Origin of the sequence: Amycolatopsis sp. NPDC006125 (assembly GCF_040614195.1) — a bacterium.
Classification (GTDB): domain Bacteria; phylum Actinomycetota; class Actinomycetes; order Mycobacteriales; family Pseudonocardiaceae; genus Amycolatopsis_E; species Amycolatopsis_E tucumanensis.
Window position 1 is genome coordinate 18,549 of the sequence record NZ_JBEXTZ010000040.1, and the last position, 14,427, is coordinate 32,975.

Here is a 14,427-nt window from a genome sequence, read left to right on the forward strand (position 1 = left end):
CTTTTCGGTATGAGCACCGCGGACGAGCGCAGGGCGGACGGTGAGGGCGGTCAGCGTCCGCTGCTCGTGCTGGGCAAGATCGTCGACATCCTGGACGCGTTCACGCTGCACCAGCCGTCGCTCACGCTGCGGGAGCTGCAGCACAAGACGGGGCTGCCGCAGTCGACGGTCCAGCGGCTGGTGACGAACCTGGTGGCGCACGGTTTCCTCGACCGCGCCGGGGACGGGTTCCGGCTCGGGGTGCGGATGGCGTACTGGGGCGCGGCGGCGGGCAAGGACCTCGACGTGCTGTCGGTGGTGAACCCGGTGCTGAAGGACCTGCGGGACGCCACCGGTGAGACGGCGTGCTTCTTCCGCGCCGAGGGGCGCCACCGGGTGTGCATCGCGGTCGCCGAGACGCGGCACGCGCTGCGGCGGGAGATGTCGGTCGGCAAGATCGCGCCGATCACGGTCGGCTCGTCCGGGCGCGTGCTGCTCGCCTGGTCGCCCGGCCTGGCCGACGAGGTGCTGCGGGAGGACCTGCCGCAGCTGACCGAGAGCACGGTGACCGACCGGGACGAGCTGCGGCGCCTGATCAAGCAGACCGCGGCCGACGGGTACGCCATCACGGTCGGCGAGCGCGTCGACGGCGCCTCGGGCCTGGCGGCCCCGGTGTTCGACTCGGCGGCGGACCTGGTGGGCGCGGTGATGGTGAGCGGCCCGACGATGCGCATGCCGTACGAGAAGTGCCTCGAGTGGGTCGACGTGCTGGTCGAGCACGCCGAGCGGATCACGCGCGCCCTGGGCGGCCGCTACCCGGCCTGAGCCGCCCGGCGATCACCCGCCCCGCGGCGCGCATCTTCTCCGGGGTGCTCGCCACCAGCACGCCGGTGAACTCGTCGCGGATCGTTTCGGCGCCGGGGCCCAGGGAGCCGACCACCGCGAAGCGGTTCACGCCGGGGCTGCGGGCGAGCACCGCGGACACGATCTTGCCCTGCGTGCTCTGCCCGTCCAGCCGCCCCTCCCCCACCACGACCGCCTGCGCGGACGCCACCTGCGCGTCGAAGTTCAGCGCGTCGAGCACGTATCCGGCGCCCGGCACGAGTGACGCGCCGAACGCCCACATCGCGCCCGCGAAACCACCGGCGGCGCCCGTTCCCGGCACGTCCCACGGGTCCCGCGGCAGGGCCGACGCCACCGCGCGCAACCGGGATGTCAGCACCTCGACCTGCGCGGGGTCCGCGCCCTTCTGCGGGCCGAACACCCGCGCGGCGTCGCGGTAGGGCGTGGTCACGTCGGTCAGCACCGTGACCGGCACCGGAAGCCCGCCGGCCGCGCGAATGGCCCGCAGCGCGCCCGCGCCGCCGTCGCTGGTGGCCGACCCGCCCGCCGCGACGACGACCTCCCGCGCACCGGCACGGGCCGCGGCGATCATCAGCATCCCGACGCCGTAGGTCGACGCGGTGACGGGGTCCCGCACCCCGTCGTGCGGGGTCGTGATTCCGCACACCGACGCCAGCTCCACGAAGGCGGCGCCGTCGCGGCTGAGCGCGATCGAGCCGGGACACTCGGCGCCCCAGGGGTTGCGGGACGCGGCGGCACGCGCGGACAGACCCAGCGGTCCACTGAGGACGTCCACGGTGCCCTCGCCGCCGTCGGCCACCGGCAGTGGTACCGCCTCGGCACCGGCCGACACGAGGCCGGCCGCGATCGCCGACGCCACTTCTCCCGCGCTGTAGGTGCCCTTGAAACTGTCCGGCGCGACCACCACCCTCACGCGGCGGCCTCCGGGTTCACGACCCGCACCGCGTCCCCCGCGGCGAGTGCGATCGCGTTCCGGGCGCATGACTCCGCCATCTTCGCCCGCACCGAGCGCGTCGCGCTGCCCACGTGCGGCAGCAGCGTCGTGTTCGGCAGGTCGGCCAGGCCGGGCGCCAGCCGGGGCTCGTCCTCGTAGACGTCCAGCCCGGTGCCCGCGATCTCCCCGCTCCGCAACGCGTCCACCAGCGCACGCTCGTCCACGATCGGGCCGCGTGCGGTGTTGATCAGGATCGCCGAGCGCTTCATCCGCCGCAGCACGGAAGCGTCCACCAGGTGCCGGGTCTCCTCGGTCAGCGGCACGTGCAGCGACAGGAAATCCGATCGCTCGACCAGTTCGTCCCAGTCCACCCGCTCGACACCAGGCTCGTCGACGGGCCGTCGGCTGGTGCAGCGCACCGTCATCCCGAACGCGAGCGCCCGCCGCGCCACCGCGCGCGCGATGCGGCCGAACCCGGCCAGCCCCAGCGACGCGCCGCTGACGTCCCCGCCCAGCAGCAGCGACGGCTCCCACCCGGTGAACCGCCCGGCGCGCACGAACGCATCGGCCTCCACGCACCGCCGCGCGGTCGCCAGGATCAGCAGCATGGCCACGTCGGCGGTCGCGTCGGTGAGCACGCTGGGCGTGTTGCATACCCGGATCCCGCGGCGGGTCGCGGCGGCCACGTCGATGTTGTCGTACCCCACGGCGTAGTTGGAGATGCCGCGCAACCGGGCCCCCGCCAGCACGTCGGCGTCGAACACGTCGGTCAGCTGCGCGACGACTACGTCGTACTCCCCCGACGCGCACACCTCGGCCAGGTCCGGTGACCGTTCCGGCACCACCACCGTGCCGGCCTCGCGCAGCAGCGTCATCCCGGGTTCCGGCAGCGGCGTGGTGACGAAGAACCTCACCGGCAGCTCACCTCTTCGCCGAGCGCCCACGGGAAGGCCGTCGCGCTGGTGCGGGCGCCCTGCGCCGCGCGCGACCGGTTGGGTTCGCCGAGCTCGTCCAGCAGCGCACCGGACAACCGCACGATCCGCGCGAAGGACGACGGCGTGAGCCACGACGGCCGCAGCGCGAACAGCAGGTCCTCGGTGGACGCGTTGCCGCTGGCGCCGGGGGCGAACGGGCACCCGCCGAGCCCGCCGAGCGCACCATCCACTTCGGACGCTCCGGCCGCGATGGCGGCCAGGGTGTTCGCCACCCCCAGGCCCCACGTGTCGTGCCCGTGGTAGACGATGCGGCGCGGCGGCGTCTCGGCGGCCACCCGCGCGACCAGGCTGGTCACCTGCGCCGGCACGGCCTGCCCGAGGGTGTCGCACAGCACGATGTCCCCGGCGCCCTCGGCGCGCGGGTCACGCGCGATCGCCAGCACCCGCTCCTCCGGCACCACTCCCTCGAAGGGGCAGGTGAACGAGGTGGCGATGCACAGCTGGACACGGCCACCCGACGCCGCAGCCACCGCCCGCGGCATCGCCGCCAGACTGTCCTCTGTGGAGCGCCCGATGTTGGCGCGGTTGTGCGCGTGCGAGGCGGACAAGCAGTACTGGAAGTTGACCGCCCCGGCCTCCGCCGCGCGCTCGACGTGCCGGGGCGTGGCGACCCACACCCAGCAGCGCGCCAGCTCGTCCGGGTCCAGCGCGCGGATCACGTCGAGCGTGTCGGCCAGCGGCGGCACCAGGTCCGGCCGCGCCATCGAGCCGATCTCGACGCTCGGCACCCCGGCGGCCAGGAGTTCCCGGACCACCGCGACCTTGCGCGCCGTGGGCAATGGTTTCCCGGTGAGCTGCAGGCCGTCCCGCAACGTCACGTCCCGCAGGTCAGTCATTTCCGGCGTCCTTCCGGCCGAGCAGGTTCAGGATTTCGTCGGTGTGCTCGCCGAGCCGCGGCCCGGGGGTGCGCAGGGGCAGCGACTCGGTGCCGATCACCGGGACCACCCCGGGGAACCCGATCGGCACCTCCTCGCCGGCGCCGGGATCGACCGGCAGCGGCTGGATCATCGCCCGCGCCCGGTACTGCTCGTCGGCGCAGATGTCGGCCGCCGTGTAGATCGGCCCGGCCGGCACCCCGGCCTCGTCGAGAATCTTCAGCACCTCGTCGCGGTCCAGGCCACGCGTCCACTCGCCGATCGCCTCGTCCAGTTCGTCACGTCGCGCCCAGCGGCCCGCGTTGTCCGCCAGCCCCGGGTCGTCGGCCAGGTCCGGGCGGCCGATCGCGAGCATGTACCGGCGGAAGATCGAGTCGCCGTTGCCCGCGATCACCACGCTCGCGCCGTCGCCGCACTCGTAGGCGTTGCTGGGCGCGATGCCCTCCATCCGCCCGCCCACGCGCCGCCGCTCGACCCCGTAGGCGAGGTGGTCCGGCACCAGCGACTCCATCATCGAGAACACGGCCTCGTGCAACGCCACGTCGACCACCCGTTCCCGCAGCGGCCGCCGCCGGGGCACCACGGCCCGCTCGTACAGCTCGACCATCACACCGAACGCGGCGTACAGCCCGGCGATCGAGTCCCCGATGGACACGCCGACCCGGGACGGCGGCCGGTCGGCCTCACCCACCAGGTTGCGCATCCCGCCCATCGCCTCGGCCACCGCGGCGAACCCGGGCCGGTCGGCCAGCGGTCCGGTCTGCCCGAACGCCGAGATCCGCGCGAGCACCACGTCCGGGTTGGCGCGTTCCAGCTCCGCCGGCCCCAGCCCCCACTTCTCCAGCGTGCCGGGCCGGAAGTTCTCGATCACCACGTCGCAGCGCCGGACGAGGTCGAGCACGATGTCCCGCCCCTCGCCGGTGCGCAGGTCGACCGCGATGGACTTCTTGTTGCGGTTGACGGTGTGGAACAGCATGGACACCGTGCCCGCGTAGAGCCGCCAGTTGCGCAGCTCGTCTCCGCGGCCGGGGCGCTCGACCTTGATCACCTCGGCGCCCAGGTCGGCGAGCAGCCGCGCGGCGGTGGGCCCGGCGATGTAGTTGCCGAGCTCCAGCACGCGGACGCCGCGCAGCGGCAGGTGTGCGTGTTCGGTGTCCATCTGTTCCTTCCCGTTCTCAGAGGACGAGGTTGAGCGCGAGGATCGGGCCGAGCGCCACCACGGAGGCGACCGAGACGCCCACCGAGACGGTCTTCAGCGCGCCGCGCGTGGTCTGGCCGAGCAGCGACTGCAGCAGCCAGAAGGTGTTGCTGGTCAGGTGGACCATGAACAGCGATCCGGCGCCCGCGGACAGCGCGATCAGCACCGGGTCCAGGCCCAGTGACGGCGCGATCGGGGCGAGCAGGCCCGCCGAGGTGATCGCGGAGATCGTCACCGACCCGACCGCGATGTGCAGCACCGCGGCCATCAGCCACACCAGCAGCAGCGGCGCCCAGGTGTTGGCGGAGAAGTACTTGCCGAGGATGTCGCCGAGCCCGGCCGCGGCCAGCACCGCGGCGAGACACCCGCCGACGCCGTTGAGCAGCAGGATCTGCCCGCTGTCCCGCAGGCCCGAACCGAGCGCCGATTCCACCGCGGGCTGCCCCATGTACCGCCGGCCGATCAGGCAGGTGCCGACCAGGCCGAGCAGCAGCGCGACCACCGGGCTGGACAGGAACGCCACCACCGGGTTGGACCACTCCAGCATCTCGGCCACCGCGCCCGTCGCGATCAGCACCAGCGCGCCCAGCAGCGGGCTGAACACCACCGGCAGGGCGGGCGGCTTGCGCAGGTCGGCCGCGGCCACGGTGCCCGGACCGCCCTGCGGCCGCGCTTCCGGGGCGACGATCTCGTCGGCCATCTCGTCCTTGGCCGGGTCCCACCAGCCGCGGGCGAACAGCACCGACATGATCGCGATCGCGATGGTCACCGTCGGGATGACCACGACGAGCCCGAAGAGCAGGTACTTGCCCAGCGGCACGTGCAGCAGCCCGGCCAGTGCCAGCGCGCCGACGCCGGGCACGGTGAACACGATGCCGCACTCCAGCGCGATCGCCAGCGCCGTCGCCATCCGCGCGACGCCGCGTGGCCCGAGCCGCTTGCCGATCCCCCTGGCCAGCGGCCCGGAGATCACCAGCAGCACGTCCAGGAAGATCGACTGCAGCACGGTGGCGATGGTGAGCGCCATCGCGTAGGGGATCCGGCGTTCGCCGAACACCTTGAGCAGCTTGTCCACCAGGCGTTCGATGGCCCGCAGATCACGCAGGATCGCGCCGATGAGCACGCCGAACGCGATGAGCAGGCCGATCTCGGCCATCACGTCGCCGAAGCCGGCGGTGATCTCCTCGACCGTCTTGCTCACGCCGAGACCGGTGGACAGCCCCAGGTAGCAGGAGCCGAGCACCAGCGCGATCACCGGGTTGAGCCGGAAGCGGACGATCAACACCACGATGGCCGCGACCGTGACCCCGGTGTTGATCAGTATTGCGGTGTCTGACATGCGGTTGTCCTGTCGCTCGTGCCTCGTTGCACTGTCGCCACATTATGAGCACAGACCCACAATGTGAGTCAACAGTGGGTGCCAATCATGCGTGGCAGACGCGAAACGACAGGAATACATTGATTTTCGATAGATACCGCGCGATACTCGGCGCATGCTCGCCGAACGCTGGGTCGTCCCCCTCCTCCGGATCTTCCTCGTCGCGTTGTTCGGGATCCTGGTGCTGTTCCAGGTGATGTCCCTGCCGGGGCAGTTCGCCCACATGGCACGGGAAGACCCCGAAATGGCCTACCTCAGGTGGCCGGCCACCGCGATCACCGTGTTCTGGGTGCTGTGCGTCCAGGTGGTGATCGTCGCGATGTGGCAGCTGCTCACCATGGTCCGCAAGGACCGCATCTTCAGCGAAGCCTCGATGCGCTGGGTGAACGTGATCGTCGGGGCGATCGCCGCCGGGTGGGCCGTGCTCGTCGCGGTGTTCCTCTACGTCGGCGTCAACGCCGACGACCCCGGCCTCCCGCTCGTGCTGTTCCTGCTGGTGGTCGGGGTCGCCGTGGTGGGCCTGCTGATGGTCGTGATGCGTGCCCTGCTGCGCCAGGCCACCACGCTGCGCACCGACATGGAAGCGGTGATCTGAGTGCCGATCGTCGTGCGCATCGACGTCCAGCTCGCCAAGCGCAAGATGAGCGTCGGCGAGTTCGCCGAGCGCGTCGGGATCACCCCGGCCAACGTCGCCGTGCTGAAGAACGGCCGGGCGAAGGCGGTGCGCTTCTCCACGCTGGAGGCGATGTGCCGGGTGCTCGGCTGCCAGCCGGGCGACCTGCTGGAATGGGTGCCCGACGACTCAGAGGTCGAGGACCAGGCGGGCGCCCTTCGCCCGTGACACGCAGATCATCATCACGTCACCGGCCGCGCGCTCGTCGTCGTCGAGGACCGAGTCGCGGTGGTCGATCTCGCCGTCCAGCACGGTCGTCTCGCAGGACCCGCAGATCCCCTCGGTGCACGAGGAGATCACCCGCACTCCGGCGTTCTCCACCGCTTCCAGGATCGACAGCTCCGCGGGCACGGTGACCGCCATCCCGCTCGCGCGCAGCTCGACCTCGAACTCGCGGGCCTCGCCGCCGTGCTCGACCGCGGTGAACCGTTCGACGTGCAGCGAACCGGGCGGCCAGGCCTGGCACCGGGTCTCGACCGCGTCGATCAGCCCGGCCGGACCGCAGCAGTAGACCACTGTGGACTCCCGTGGCGGGGCGAGGATCGCGTCCAGGTCGAGCATCCCCGCCTCGTCCTCGGGCGTCACCACGACGCGCGAGCCGTAGGACTCCAGGTCCTTGACGAACGCCATCGAGGTCCGGCTGCGGCCCCCGTAGTGCAGGGTCCACTCGGCGCCCGCCGCCTCCGCCGCGGCCACCATCGGCAGGATCGGCGTGATGCCGACCCCGCCGGCGACGAACAGGTACCGCGGCGCGGGCAGCAGCGGGAAGTTGTTGCGTGGCCCGCGGATCCGCAGGCTCGTGCCCGGGTGTGCGTGGTCGTGGATCCACGCCGACCCGCCGCGGCCGTCCGGCTCGCGCAGCACCGCGATGCGCCAGCGGCCGTCCTCACCGCACAGCGAGTACTGCCGCACCAGGCCGCCGGGCAGCACGACGTCGATGTGCGCGCCCGGTTCCCACGCGGGCAGATTCACACCCCCCAGCTCCAGCGACACCACCCCGTCGGACTCCACCCGGCGGGCCACGACCTCGGCGTCCGCCTCGAACACCGGCTCAGGCATTGGTCTCCTGCATGCTGTAGACCGACTCGTGCCACGGGATGAAGAACCGCTTCAGGCCGTTGACCACGAAGTAGAGCAGCAACCCGAGCACCGACAACAGGATGATCACCGCGAACAACGCGGGCGCGTCGAGCGCGTTGAGGGTGCGCACCACCAGGTAGCCCAGCCCCTCGCTGCCGCCCAGGTACTCCCCCACGATCGTGCCGATGATGGCCAGCACGATCCCGACCTCCATGCCGGCGAACACGTACGGCAGCGTGCTCTTGAACTCCAGGTGGTTGAACGTCTGCCACCGGTTCGCGTTGAGGCTGCGCATCACGTCCCGCTGCCCCGCCTCGACCGAGCGGACGCCCAGCTGCACGTTGAGCATGATCGGGAAGAACGCCAGCATCGCGGCCATGATCACCTTCGAGGTGATGCCGAAGCCGAACCAGATCACGAACAGCGGGATCAGCGCCACCTTCGGCACCACCTGCGAGGCCACGATCAGCGGCCGCAGGCTGCGCTCCATCCACCGGACCTTGCCCAGCACCACGCCGGCCGCGACGCCGGCGACGAGCGCGATCGCGAACCCGCTGATCGTCTCGATCGCGGTGACCCGCGCGTGGTACCAGGTGTCGCCGGTGGTGACCAGCTCGCCGAGGCTCGCGAACACGGTGCCCGGCCGCGGCAGCACCAGCTCCGACATGCCGTTGACGCGCACGAACACGTCCCACAGCAGGAAGAACACGACCAGGATGAGGGGCGTGCTCACCCACGGCAGCCACCTGCCGAACCGTTCCCTGTTCACCGGGTCACTCCTGCCTGTCGAGGGCGTGCCGCAGTTCGCGCACGACCCTGCCGAACTCCGGCTCGGTCTGGACGTCGAAATCCCGCGGCTTGGGGAAGTCCACCGCGCGGATCTCGCTGATGCGGCCCGGCCGCGGGCTCAGCTGCACCACCCGGTCGCCGAGGAACACCGCCTCGGTGATGTCGTGGGTGACGAACACGACGGTCGCCTTGGTGGCGAGCGCGATCCGTTGCAACTCGGCGTTCATCCGCTCCCGCGTCAGCGCGTCCAGCGCGCCGAACGGCTCGTCCATCAGCAGCAGCTTCGGCCGGGTGGACAGCGCCCGCGCGATCGCCACGCGCTGCCGCATCCCGCCGGACAGCTCGCGCGGGTAGGACTTCTCGAACCCGGCCAGCCCCACCAGCTTCGCCAGCTCGTAGGCCCGTTCCCGGCGTTCGCGCTTGCCGGCGCCGCGCAGCTTCAGCGGCAGCGCGATGTTGTCGGCGACCGAGTACCACGGGAAGAGGTTGGCGTCCTGGAAGACCACGCCGAGCTCGGACACCACGGAGGAGTCCACTCTGGACCCGTTCCACAGCGACCGGCCCTCGACGAGGATCCGCCCCTCGGACGGGCTCTGCAGCCCGGCGAGCGTGCGCAGGAGGGTCGTCTTGCCGCAGCCGGACCGGCCGATCACGGACACGAACTCGCCGTCGCTGATGGTCAGCGTGATGTCGTGCAGGGCGCGGGTGGTGGCGCGTTTGGACCGGAACTCCTTGCCGACACCGGCGAGTTCCAGCTTCGGCGGTGCGGCCTGCCGCGGGGCCGCGGTGAGGGTCTCGGCGTGGTGCGCGGACATGCGTCTCCTCGCGATCAGGTGGTGGTGGCCGGCAGGAAGCTGTTGTCGAACCACTTCGCGGCGTCGCCGCCGGGCTTGGCCTGGCCCGCCCTGGTCAGCTCGTCGTAGCCGGCGGTCCACGCGGCCGGGTCGGTGACCAGCAGGGGCCGTGACGGGTCCTTGCCCGTCCACAGGTCGCGCATCATGCCGAGGCTCTTGCGCGCGATCGCGTCGTCGTCGAGCGTGGCGAAGGAGTACTTGCCGCGCAGCGTCCCGATCGTCCTGGCGAAGTCCTGGTCGTTGACGTACTCCGCGACGGCGTCGCGGATCCCGGCCATGAACGCCCGCAAAGTGTCCGGGTGCTTGGCGATCACGTCGGCGGTCGTCACGTAGATCTGCGAGTCGGACTTCACCACGGTGCCCGGGTCGAACACGCCCGCGTCCGCGTGCTGGGACTGCACGATGTTCGCGGTGTCGATGCTGACCACGTACCCGGCGATCCGGCCCTGCTGCACCAGGTTGAACGTGCCCGGGGTGAGCCCGGTGACCTGGCGCGGCGTGCTCTTCGGGTCCAGACCGGAGTTGGCCAGCACCAGCGACACGATCTTGCTGCTCGTGCCACCCTCCGAGCTGACCCCGATCGTCTTGCCGACGAAGTCCTGCGGTTTTTCCAGCGGGGCCTGCTTGCTGTAAACGACGCGCACCGCGGAACCGCGGCACAGCGTGCCGATGTTCACCAGCGGCTGGTTCGATTCGGCGACCGCGGTCATCAGGTCGATCTGCCCGAGCCGCGCGACCACGCCGACACCGGCGATCAGGGTCTGTGTGGCCTGGGGCGACCCCTTGACCTCCTGCAGCGTGACGTCCAGCCCGTGCCGCTCGAAGTGGCCACCGGCGACCGCGAGCAGCTCCGGGGACATGGACAGGGTTTCCAGCGGCAGGATGCTCAGGAAGGTCACCGTTCCGCTGCCGCCCCCGCCTGCCGCCGGGCCGGCGCCGCACGCGGACAACACGGCCGGTCCGGCGGCCACGGCCGCCGCGGTCAGCGCGGAACGCCTCAGGAATGCCCGACGGGGCAACGATGGACTCGGCGATGGAGTGGACACGATGGTTCTCCTCGTTCCTCCTGCCGGCCACCGCCCTGTGACCGGCTGGGGAAGAGGTTGACCCGATTCGATCGCCCCCGTCAAGGTCCCGGGTTTCCCGCCGTCGTCGCCGGCCCTGCCGGCCAGGATCACCACCGGAGCGCGGTTTCCCCTGCTGCGCAAGCGAAATCGCGTAACCTGACGGCGGGTCCACATGCGCCACTATCGGGACGGCCGATGGTCTCCATCGAAACGTTCACTTTCCGCCCGGCCCGCGGCGATCTCTACCGTGGCACAGCATGAGGATCGTGGTGTCCCGGCTCGACGACTTCCCGCCGGGAGAGCGCCGGATCGTCCAGGCCGGCCGGCGGACGATCGGGGTTTTCCGGGTCGGCGACCGCTTCTACGCACTGAACAACCACTGCCCGCACCAGGGCGGCCCGCTCTGCCTCGGGGCCACCCAGCCGTGGCTGACCTCCACCGCGCCCGGTGAGGTCCGGCAGGAGGACGGCGACGCGCTCGTCGCCTGCCCCTGGCACGGCTGGGAGTACGACCTCGAGACCGGGCAGTCGTTCCTCGGGCCGGACGAACCGCCGGCCCGCACCTACGACGTCTCCGTGGAGCGCGGCAAGAACGGGCGCATCCCCGGCCCGTACGTCGCCGAGACGTACCCGGTGCACGTGGAAGACGCCTACGTGGTCGTGGACACCAGCGGCGGAGCACGCCCTGGCGACAAGGGAGGTGACCGGTGACCAGCACCGCCGTCGCCGGGCAGCCCGGCAGCGCGCCGGGCCGCACCGGCTACACCATCGTCGACACGGACATCCACCCGGCGGCCCCGGCGGCCGCCATCCGGGAGCGGCTGCCGGAGAAGCACCGCGCGCGGTGGGACCTGTTCGGCAGCCGCGTGCCCGGCCCGCCGGAGATCTACCCGCGGGTCCGCAACGCCGGCTTCCGGCTGGACTCCTGGCCCGCGGACGGGCCGCCGGGCAGCGACCTGGGCATGATCCGGGACCAGCTGCTCGACGAGTTCGGCGTGACTCACGGCATCCTGATCCCGCTGCAGAGCCACAGCTGGGGCGCCGAGGAACCGGAGTACGCCGCCGCGCTGTGCCGGGCGCTCAACGAGTGGCAGATCGACACGCTGCTCGACGCCGAACCCCGGCTGCGCGGGTCGATCACCATCCCGGTCGAGGCGCCGGACCTCGCGGCCGAGGAGATCCGGCGGCACGCCGGCGACCCGCGGTTCGTGCAGGTGCTGCTGTCCACCGGCGGCGAGCTCGGCTTCGGCCGCCGCCGGTACTGGCCGATCTACGAGGCCGCGGCCGAGGCCGGGCTGCCGGTCGCCGCGCACACCGGCGGGCTGGAGATGCACCGCGGCGCCGGGTGGCCGTCGTTCTACCTCGAAGAGCACGTGTGGAACGGCAACCTGATGGCCGCGTTCGTCACCGGAATGCTCTGCGAGGGCGTCCTGGACCGGCTGCCGGAGCTGAAGGTGATCTGCGTGGAGGGCGGCATCGCCTGGGCCGCGCCGCTGATGTGGGCGCTGGACGACGCGTGGGAGCAGCTCCGGGGCGACGTGCCGCACCTGGTCAAGCCGCCGTCGGAGTACATCCGCGAGCGGTTCTGGTTCACCACCCAGCCCATCGAGGAGCCTGACGACCCGCGCGACCTCGACAAGGCGCTGGCCCACCTCGGGATGGACGAGCGGATCATGTTCGCCTCCGACTACCCGCACTGGGACTTCGACTCCCCGCGGCACGCGCCGCGCCTGTTCCCCGCCGCGCTGCGCGAAGGCGTCATGGGCGCCAACGCGTGCCGGCTCTACGGTCTGCCGGAGGCCCCATGACCACCGCGGTCGGCACCACCCGCATCGACGCCGAGATCCACTGTGGACCGTCGTCGCTGAACGACCTGCTGCCCTACCTGGAACCGTACTGGCGCGGCTACGTGCTGGAGGGCGGGCTGATGCTGTCCCCGCACCAGGGCGGCGCCTATCCCCCTGCGGCGCCCACCAGCGCCACCCCGGCCGCGCGGGCCGCCGGCCTGACTCCGGCGCACGACGCGGAGTCGGTGCGGTCGACCCTGCTCGACGGGTTGCGGGCCGCGATCCTGGTGTGCACGACGTCGTTCCACTGCAACCGCAACCCCTACTACGAGGCGGCGCTCACCCGCGCGGTCAACGACTGGCTGATCACGGAGTGGCTGAGCAGCGACGACCGGCTGCGCGCCAGCATGGTGGTGCCGACCCTGGACGCCGCGGCCGCCGTCGCCGAGATCGAGCGGATCGGCGACCACCCCGGCATCGTGCAGGTGCTGCTGCCGGTGCGCACGGACGCGCCGTGGGGCAACAAGCGGCACCGGCCGATCCTGCGGGCCGCGGCCGAACGCGGCCTGGTGGTCGGCCTGCACGCGTGGGGCCGGATCGGGAACGCGCCCACCAGCACCGGGTTCACCCACACCTACCTCGAGGACTACGTGGGCAACTCGCAGCTGCTCGTGCAGGCCCAGCTGACCAGCCTGGTCGCCGAGGGTGTGTTCGCGGAGCTGCCGGACCTGCGGGTCGCCCTGCTGGAGTGCGGGTTCTCCTGGCTGCCCGCGCTGCTGTGGCGGTTCGACAAGGACTGGAAGGGTGTGTGGCGCGAGGTGCCGTGGCTGGGCGCGAAACCGTCGGAGGTGGTGGGGCGGCACATCCGGCTGACCACCGCGCCCGCGCAGCTGCCGCGGGACCCCGGGCAGGTGCGGGAGGTGCTGGACATGGTCGGCGCCGGCTCGATGCTGATGCACGCCAGCGACCACCCGCACGACCACGGCGGCAGCGGGCAGCGGCTTCTCGACGCGCTGACCCCGGCCGAGGCGGAGGCGGTGCTCGCGGGCAACGCGGCGGCCTGGTACGGGATCTGACCGTGTTCGCCGGGTTCACCTGCCAGGACGTGGCGACACCGGCGGGCGGACGGGTCCGGGTCCGCACCGGCGGCAGCGGCCCGCCGGTGCTGCTGCTGCACGGCTACCCGCAGACCTCGGCCATGTGGCACCTGGTCGCGCCCGAGCTGGCCCGCGACCACACGGTCATCGCCGCGGACCTGCCCGGCTACGGGGACAGCGTGGCGCCCGGCGGCGACGTGGCGGCGTTCGGCAAGCGGGCGATGGCGCGCGAGCTGGTCTCGGTGATGGGCCGGCTCGGGTTCCGCCGCTTCGCCGTCGCCGGGCACGACCGGGGCGGGCGCTGCGCCTACCGGCTCGCGCTCGACCACCCGGACGCGGTGACCGCGCTCGCCGTGCTGGACATCCTGCCCACGGCCGACGTGCTGGCCCGCGTGGACGCGGAGTTCGCCAGGTCGGCGTGGCACTGGTTCTTCCTCGCCCAGCCGGGTGACCTGCCGGAACGGCTGATCGCCGCCGACCCGGACGCGTTCTTCCTGCGCGGCGCGGACGGGATCTTCGCCGAGGCGGCACTGCGCGCCTACCGGGCGGCTTACCGGCGGCCGTCGGTCGTGCACGCCATGTGCCAGGACTACCGGGCGGGCGCCACCGTGGACAGGTCCGACGACGAAGCCGACCGGGGCCGGCGGGAGATCACCTGCCCCACGCTGGTGCTGTGGGGCGCGGCCGGACCGCTGGGGAGGACCGATGACGTGCTCGCCGTGTGGCGGCCGTGGGCCCCGCGGGTCACCGGGACGGCGCTGGACTGCGGCCACTACCTCGCCGAGGAGCGTCCCGCCGAGACCGCGGGGGCGCTGCGGAAGTTCCTTTCCGCCACACGACAAGATCCTTGACACCCGA

The 14,427-nt window shown here is 72.1% G+C and carries 16 protein-coding genes; 7 read left to right on the plus strand and 9 right to left on the minus strand.

Going from position 1 to position 14,427, the window contains the following annotated elements; all coding sequences use genetic code 11:
- The first annotated feature begins 9 nt into the window (after positions 1 to 9).
- Positions 10 to 804, plus strand: a complete 795-nt coding sequence (locus tag ABZ193_RS21185) for an IclR family transcriptional regulator (RefSeq protein WP_020419829.1) — start codon at positions 10 to 12, stop codon at positions 802 to 804.
- On the opposite strand, the gene ABZ193_RS21190 is transcribed toward ABZ193_RS21185, so the two are convergent.
- Genes ABZ193_RS21190 through ABZ193_RS21210 form a run of 5 tightly spaced genes read right to left on the minus strand, consistent with a single transcriptional unit; the run spans position 770 to position 6,184 of the window.
- Positions 770 to 1,756: a glycerate kinase gene (locus tag ABZ193_RS21190; protein ID WP_354711174.1), complete on the minus strand. Its 987-nt coding sequence runs from the start codon at positions 1,754 to 1,756 to the stop codon at positions 770 to 772. The genes ABZ193_RS21185 and ABZ193_RS21190 overlap by 35 nt on opposite strands.
- Entirely contained in the window at positions 1,753 to 2,691 is a 939-nt protein-coding gene (locus ABZ193_RS21195; protein ID WP_354711176.1) for a D-glycerate dehydrogenase, read from the minus strand. Before ABZ193_RS21195 ends, ABZ193_RS21190 begins: the two co-directional genes overlap by 4 nt.
- The gene (locus tag ABZ193_RS21200) at positions 2,688 to 3,608 is read right to left on the minus strand and encodes a hydroxymethylglutaryl-CoA lyase (RefSeq protein WP_354711177.1); all 921 of its coding nucleotides are present in this window, start codon (positions 3,606 to 3,608) and stop codon (positions 2,688 to 2,690) included. Before ABZ193_RS21200 ends, ABZ193_RS21195 begins: the two co-directional genes overlap by 4 nt.
- Positions 3,601 to 4,806 (minus strand): CoA transferase, encoded by a 1,206-nt coding sequence (locus tag ABZ193_RS21205; protein ID WP_354711178.1) that lies wholly within the window; start codon positions 4,804 to 4,806, stop codon positions 3,601 to 3,603. Before ABZ193_RS21205 ends, ABZ193_RS21200 begins: the two co-directional genes overlap by 8 nt.
- Before the next feature lie 16 nt (positions 4,807 to 4,822).
- Positions 4,823 to 6,184: an SLC13 family permease gene (locus ABZ193_RS21210; protein ID WP_354711179.1), complete on the minus strand. Its 1,362-nt coding sequence runs from the start codon at positions 6,182 to 6,184 to the stop codon at positions 4,823 to 4,825.
- A gap of 154 nt (positions 6,185 to 6,338) precedes the next feature.
- Between ABZ193_RS21210 and ABZ193_RS21215 the strand changes: the two genes are divergently transcribed.
- Both ABZ193_RS21215 and ABZ193_RS21220 read left to right on the plus strand, forming a co-directional pair.
- On the plus strand, positions 6,339 to 6,818 hold the full coding sequence (locus tag ABZ193_RS21215; protein ID WP_020419835.1) for a DUF2975 domain-containing protein: 480 nt from the start codon (positions 6,339 to 6,341) through the stop codon (positions 6,816 to 6,818).
- Positions 6,819 to 7,064, plus strand: a complete 246-nt coding sequence (locus tag ABZ193_RS21220) for a helix-turn-helix transcriptional regulator (RefSeq protein WP_354711180.1) — start codon at positions 6,819 to 6,821, stop codon at positions 7,062 to 7,064. It begins immediately after the preceding gene.
- Here ABZ193_RS21220 and ABZ193_RS21225 read toward each other — a convergent pair.
- From ABZ193_RS21225 to ABZ193_RS21240, 4 genes are read right to left on the minus strand one after another with little or no spacing between them, the layout of a single operon-like run.
- The gene (locus ABZ193_RS21225; protein WP_354711182.1) at positions 7,026 to 7,955 is read right to left on the minus strand and encodes a PDR/VanB family oxidoreductase; all 930 of its coding nucleotides are present in this window, start codon (positions 7,953 to 7,955) and stop codon (positions 7,026 to 7,028) included. The genes ABZ193_RS21220 and ABZ193_RS21225 overlap by 39 nt on opposite strands.
- On the minus strand, positions 7,948 to 8,745 hold the full coding sequence (locus ABZ193_RS21230) for an ABC transporter permease (protein ID WP_020419838.1): 798 nt from the start codon (positions 8,743 to 8,745) through the stop codon (positions 7,948 to 7,950). The genes ABZ193_RS21225 and ABZ193_RS21230 overlap by 8 nt, the downstream gene beginning before the upstream one ends.
- Positions 8,746 to 8,749: 4 nt before the next feature.
- Entirely contained in the window at positions 8,750 to 9,580 is an 831-nt protein-coding gene (locus ABZ193_RS21235; protein WP_237334684.1) for an ABC transporter ATP-binding protein, read from the minus strand.
- A gap of 14 nt (positions 9,581 to 9,594) precedes the next feature.
- Entirely contained in the window at positions 9,595 to 10,518 is a 924-nt protein-coding gene (locus tag ABZ193_RS21240; RefSeq protein ID WP_354711183.1) for an ABC transporter substrate-binding protein, read from the minus strand.
- Between the two features lie 425 nt (positions 10,519 to 10,943).
- On the opposite strand from ABZ193_RS21240, the gene ABZ193_RS21245 reads away from it, so the two are divergent.
- Genes ABZ193_RS21245 through ABZ193_RS21260 form a run of 4 tightly spaced genes read left to right on the plus strand, consistent with a single transcriptional unit; the run spans position 10,944 to position 14,420 of the window.
- A complete protein-coding gene (locus tag ABZ193_RS21245; protein WP_354711184.1) occupies positions 10,944 to 11,396 on the plus strand; it encodes a Rieske 2Fe-2S domain-containing protein in 453 nt (150 codons plus the stop codon).
- On the plus strand, positions 11,393 to 12,493 hold the full coding sequence (locus ABZ193_RS21250; RefSeq protein WP_354711186.1) for an amidohydrolase family protein: 1,101 nt from the start codon (positions 11,393 to 11,395) through the stop codon (positions 12,491 to 12,493). Before ABZ193_RS21245 ends, ABZ193_RS21250 begins: the two co-directional genes overlap by 4 nt.
- Entirely contained in the window at positions 12,490 to 13,548 is a 1,059-nt protein-coding gene (locus ABZ193_RS21255) for an amidohydrolase family protein (RefSeq protein ID WP_354711187.1), read from the plus strand. Before ABZ193_RS21250 ends, ABZ193_RS21255 begins: the two co-directional genes overlap by 4 nt.
- Positions 13,549 to 13,550: 2 nt before the next feature.
- A complete protein-coding gene (locus tag ABZ193_RS21260; RefSeq protein WP_354711188.1) occupies positions 13,551 to 14,420 on the plus strand; it encodes an alpha/beta hydrolase in 870 nt (289 codons plus the stop codon).
- The last annotated feature ends 7 nt before the right edge of the window (positions 14,421 to 14,427 follow it).

Bases quoted from the DNA above. Each gene is read 5' to 3' on its own strand.
- ABZ193_RS21245 (WP_354711184.1), top strand. From the start codon at position 10,944: ATGAGGATCGTGGTGTCCCGGCTCGACGACTTCCCGCCGGGAGAGCGC.
- ABZ193_RS21225 (WP_354711182.1), bottom strand. From the start codon at position 7,955: ATGCCTGAGCCGGTGTTCGAGGCGGACGCCGAGGTCGTGGCCCGCCGG.
- ABZ193_RS21185 (WP_020419829.1), top strand. From the start codon at position 10: ATGAGCACCGCGGACGAGCGCAGGGCGGACGGTGAGGGCGGTCAGCGT.
- ABZ193_RS21205 (WP_354711178.1), bottom strand. From the start codon at position 4,806: ATGGACACCGAACACGCACACCTGCCGCTGCGCGGCGTCCGCGTGCTG.
- ABZ193_RS21200 (WP_354711177.1), bottom strand. From the start codon at position 3,608: ATGACTGACCTGCGGGACGTGACGTTGCGGGACGGCCTGCAGCTCACC.
- ABZ193_RS21235 (WP_237334684.1), bottom strand. From the start codon at position 9,580: ATGTCCGCGCACCACGCCGAGACCCTCACCGCGGCCCCGCGGCAGGCC.
- ABZ193_RS21210 (WP_354711179.1), bottom strand. From the start codon at position 6,184: ATGTCAGACACCGCAATACTGATCAACACCGGGGTCACGGTCGCGGCC.
- ABZ193_RS21255 (WP_354711187.1), top strand. From the start codon at position 12,490: ATGACCACCGCGGTCGGCACCACCCGCATCGACGCCGAGATCCACTGT.
- ABZ193_RS21215 (WP_020419835.1), top strand. From the start codon at position 6,339: ATGCTCGCCGAACGCTGGGTCGTCCCCCTCCTCCGGATCTTCCTCGTC.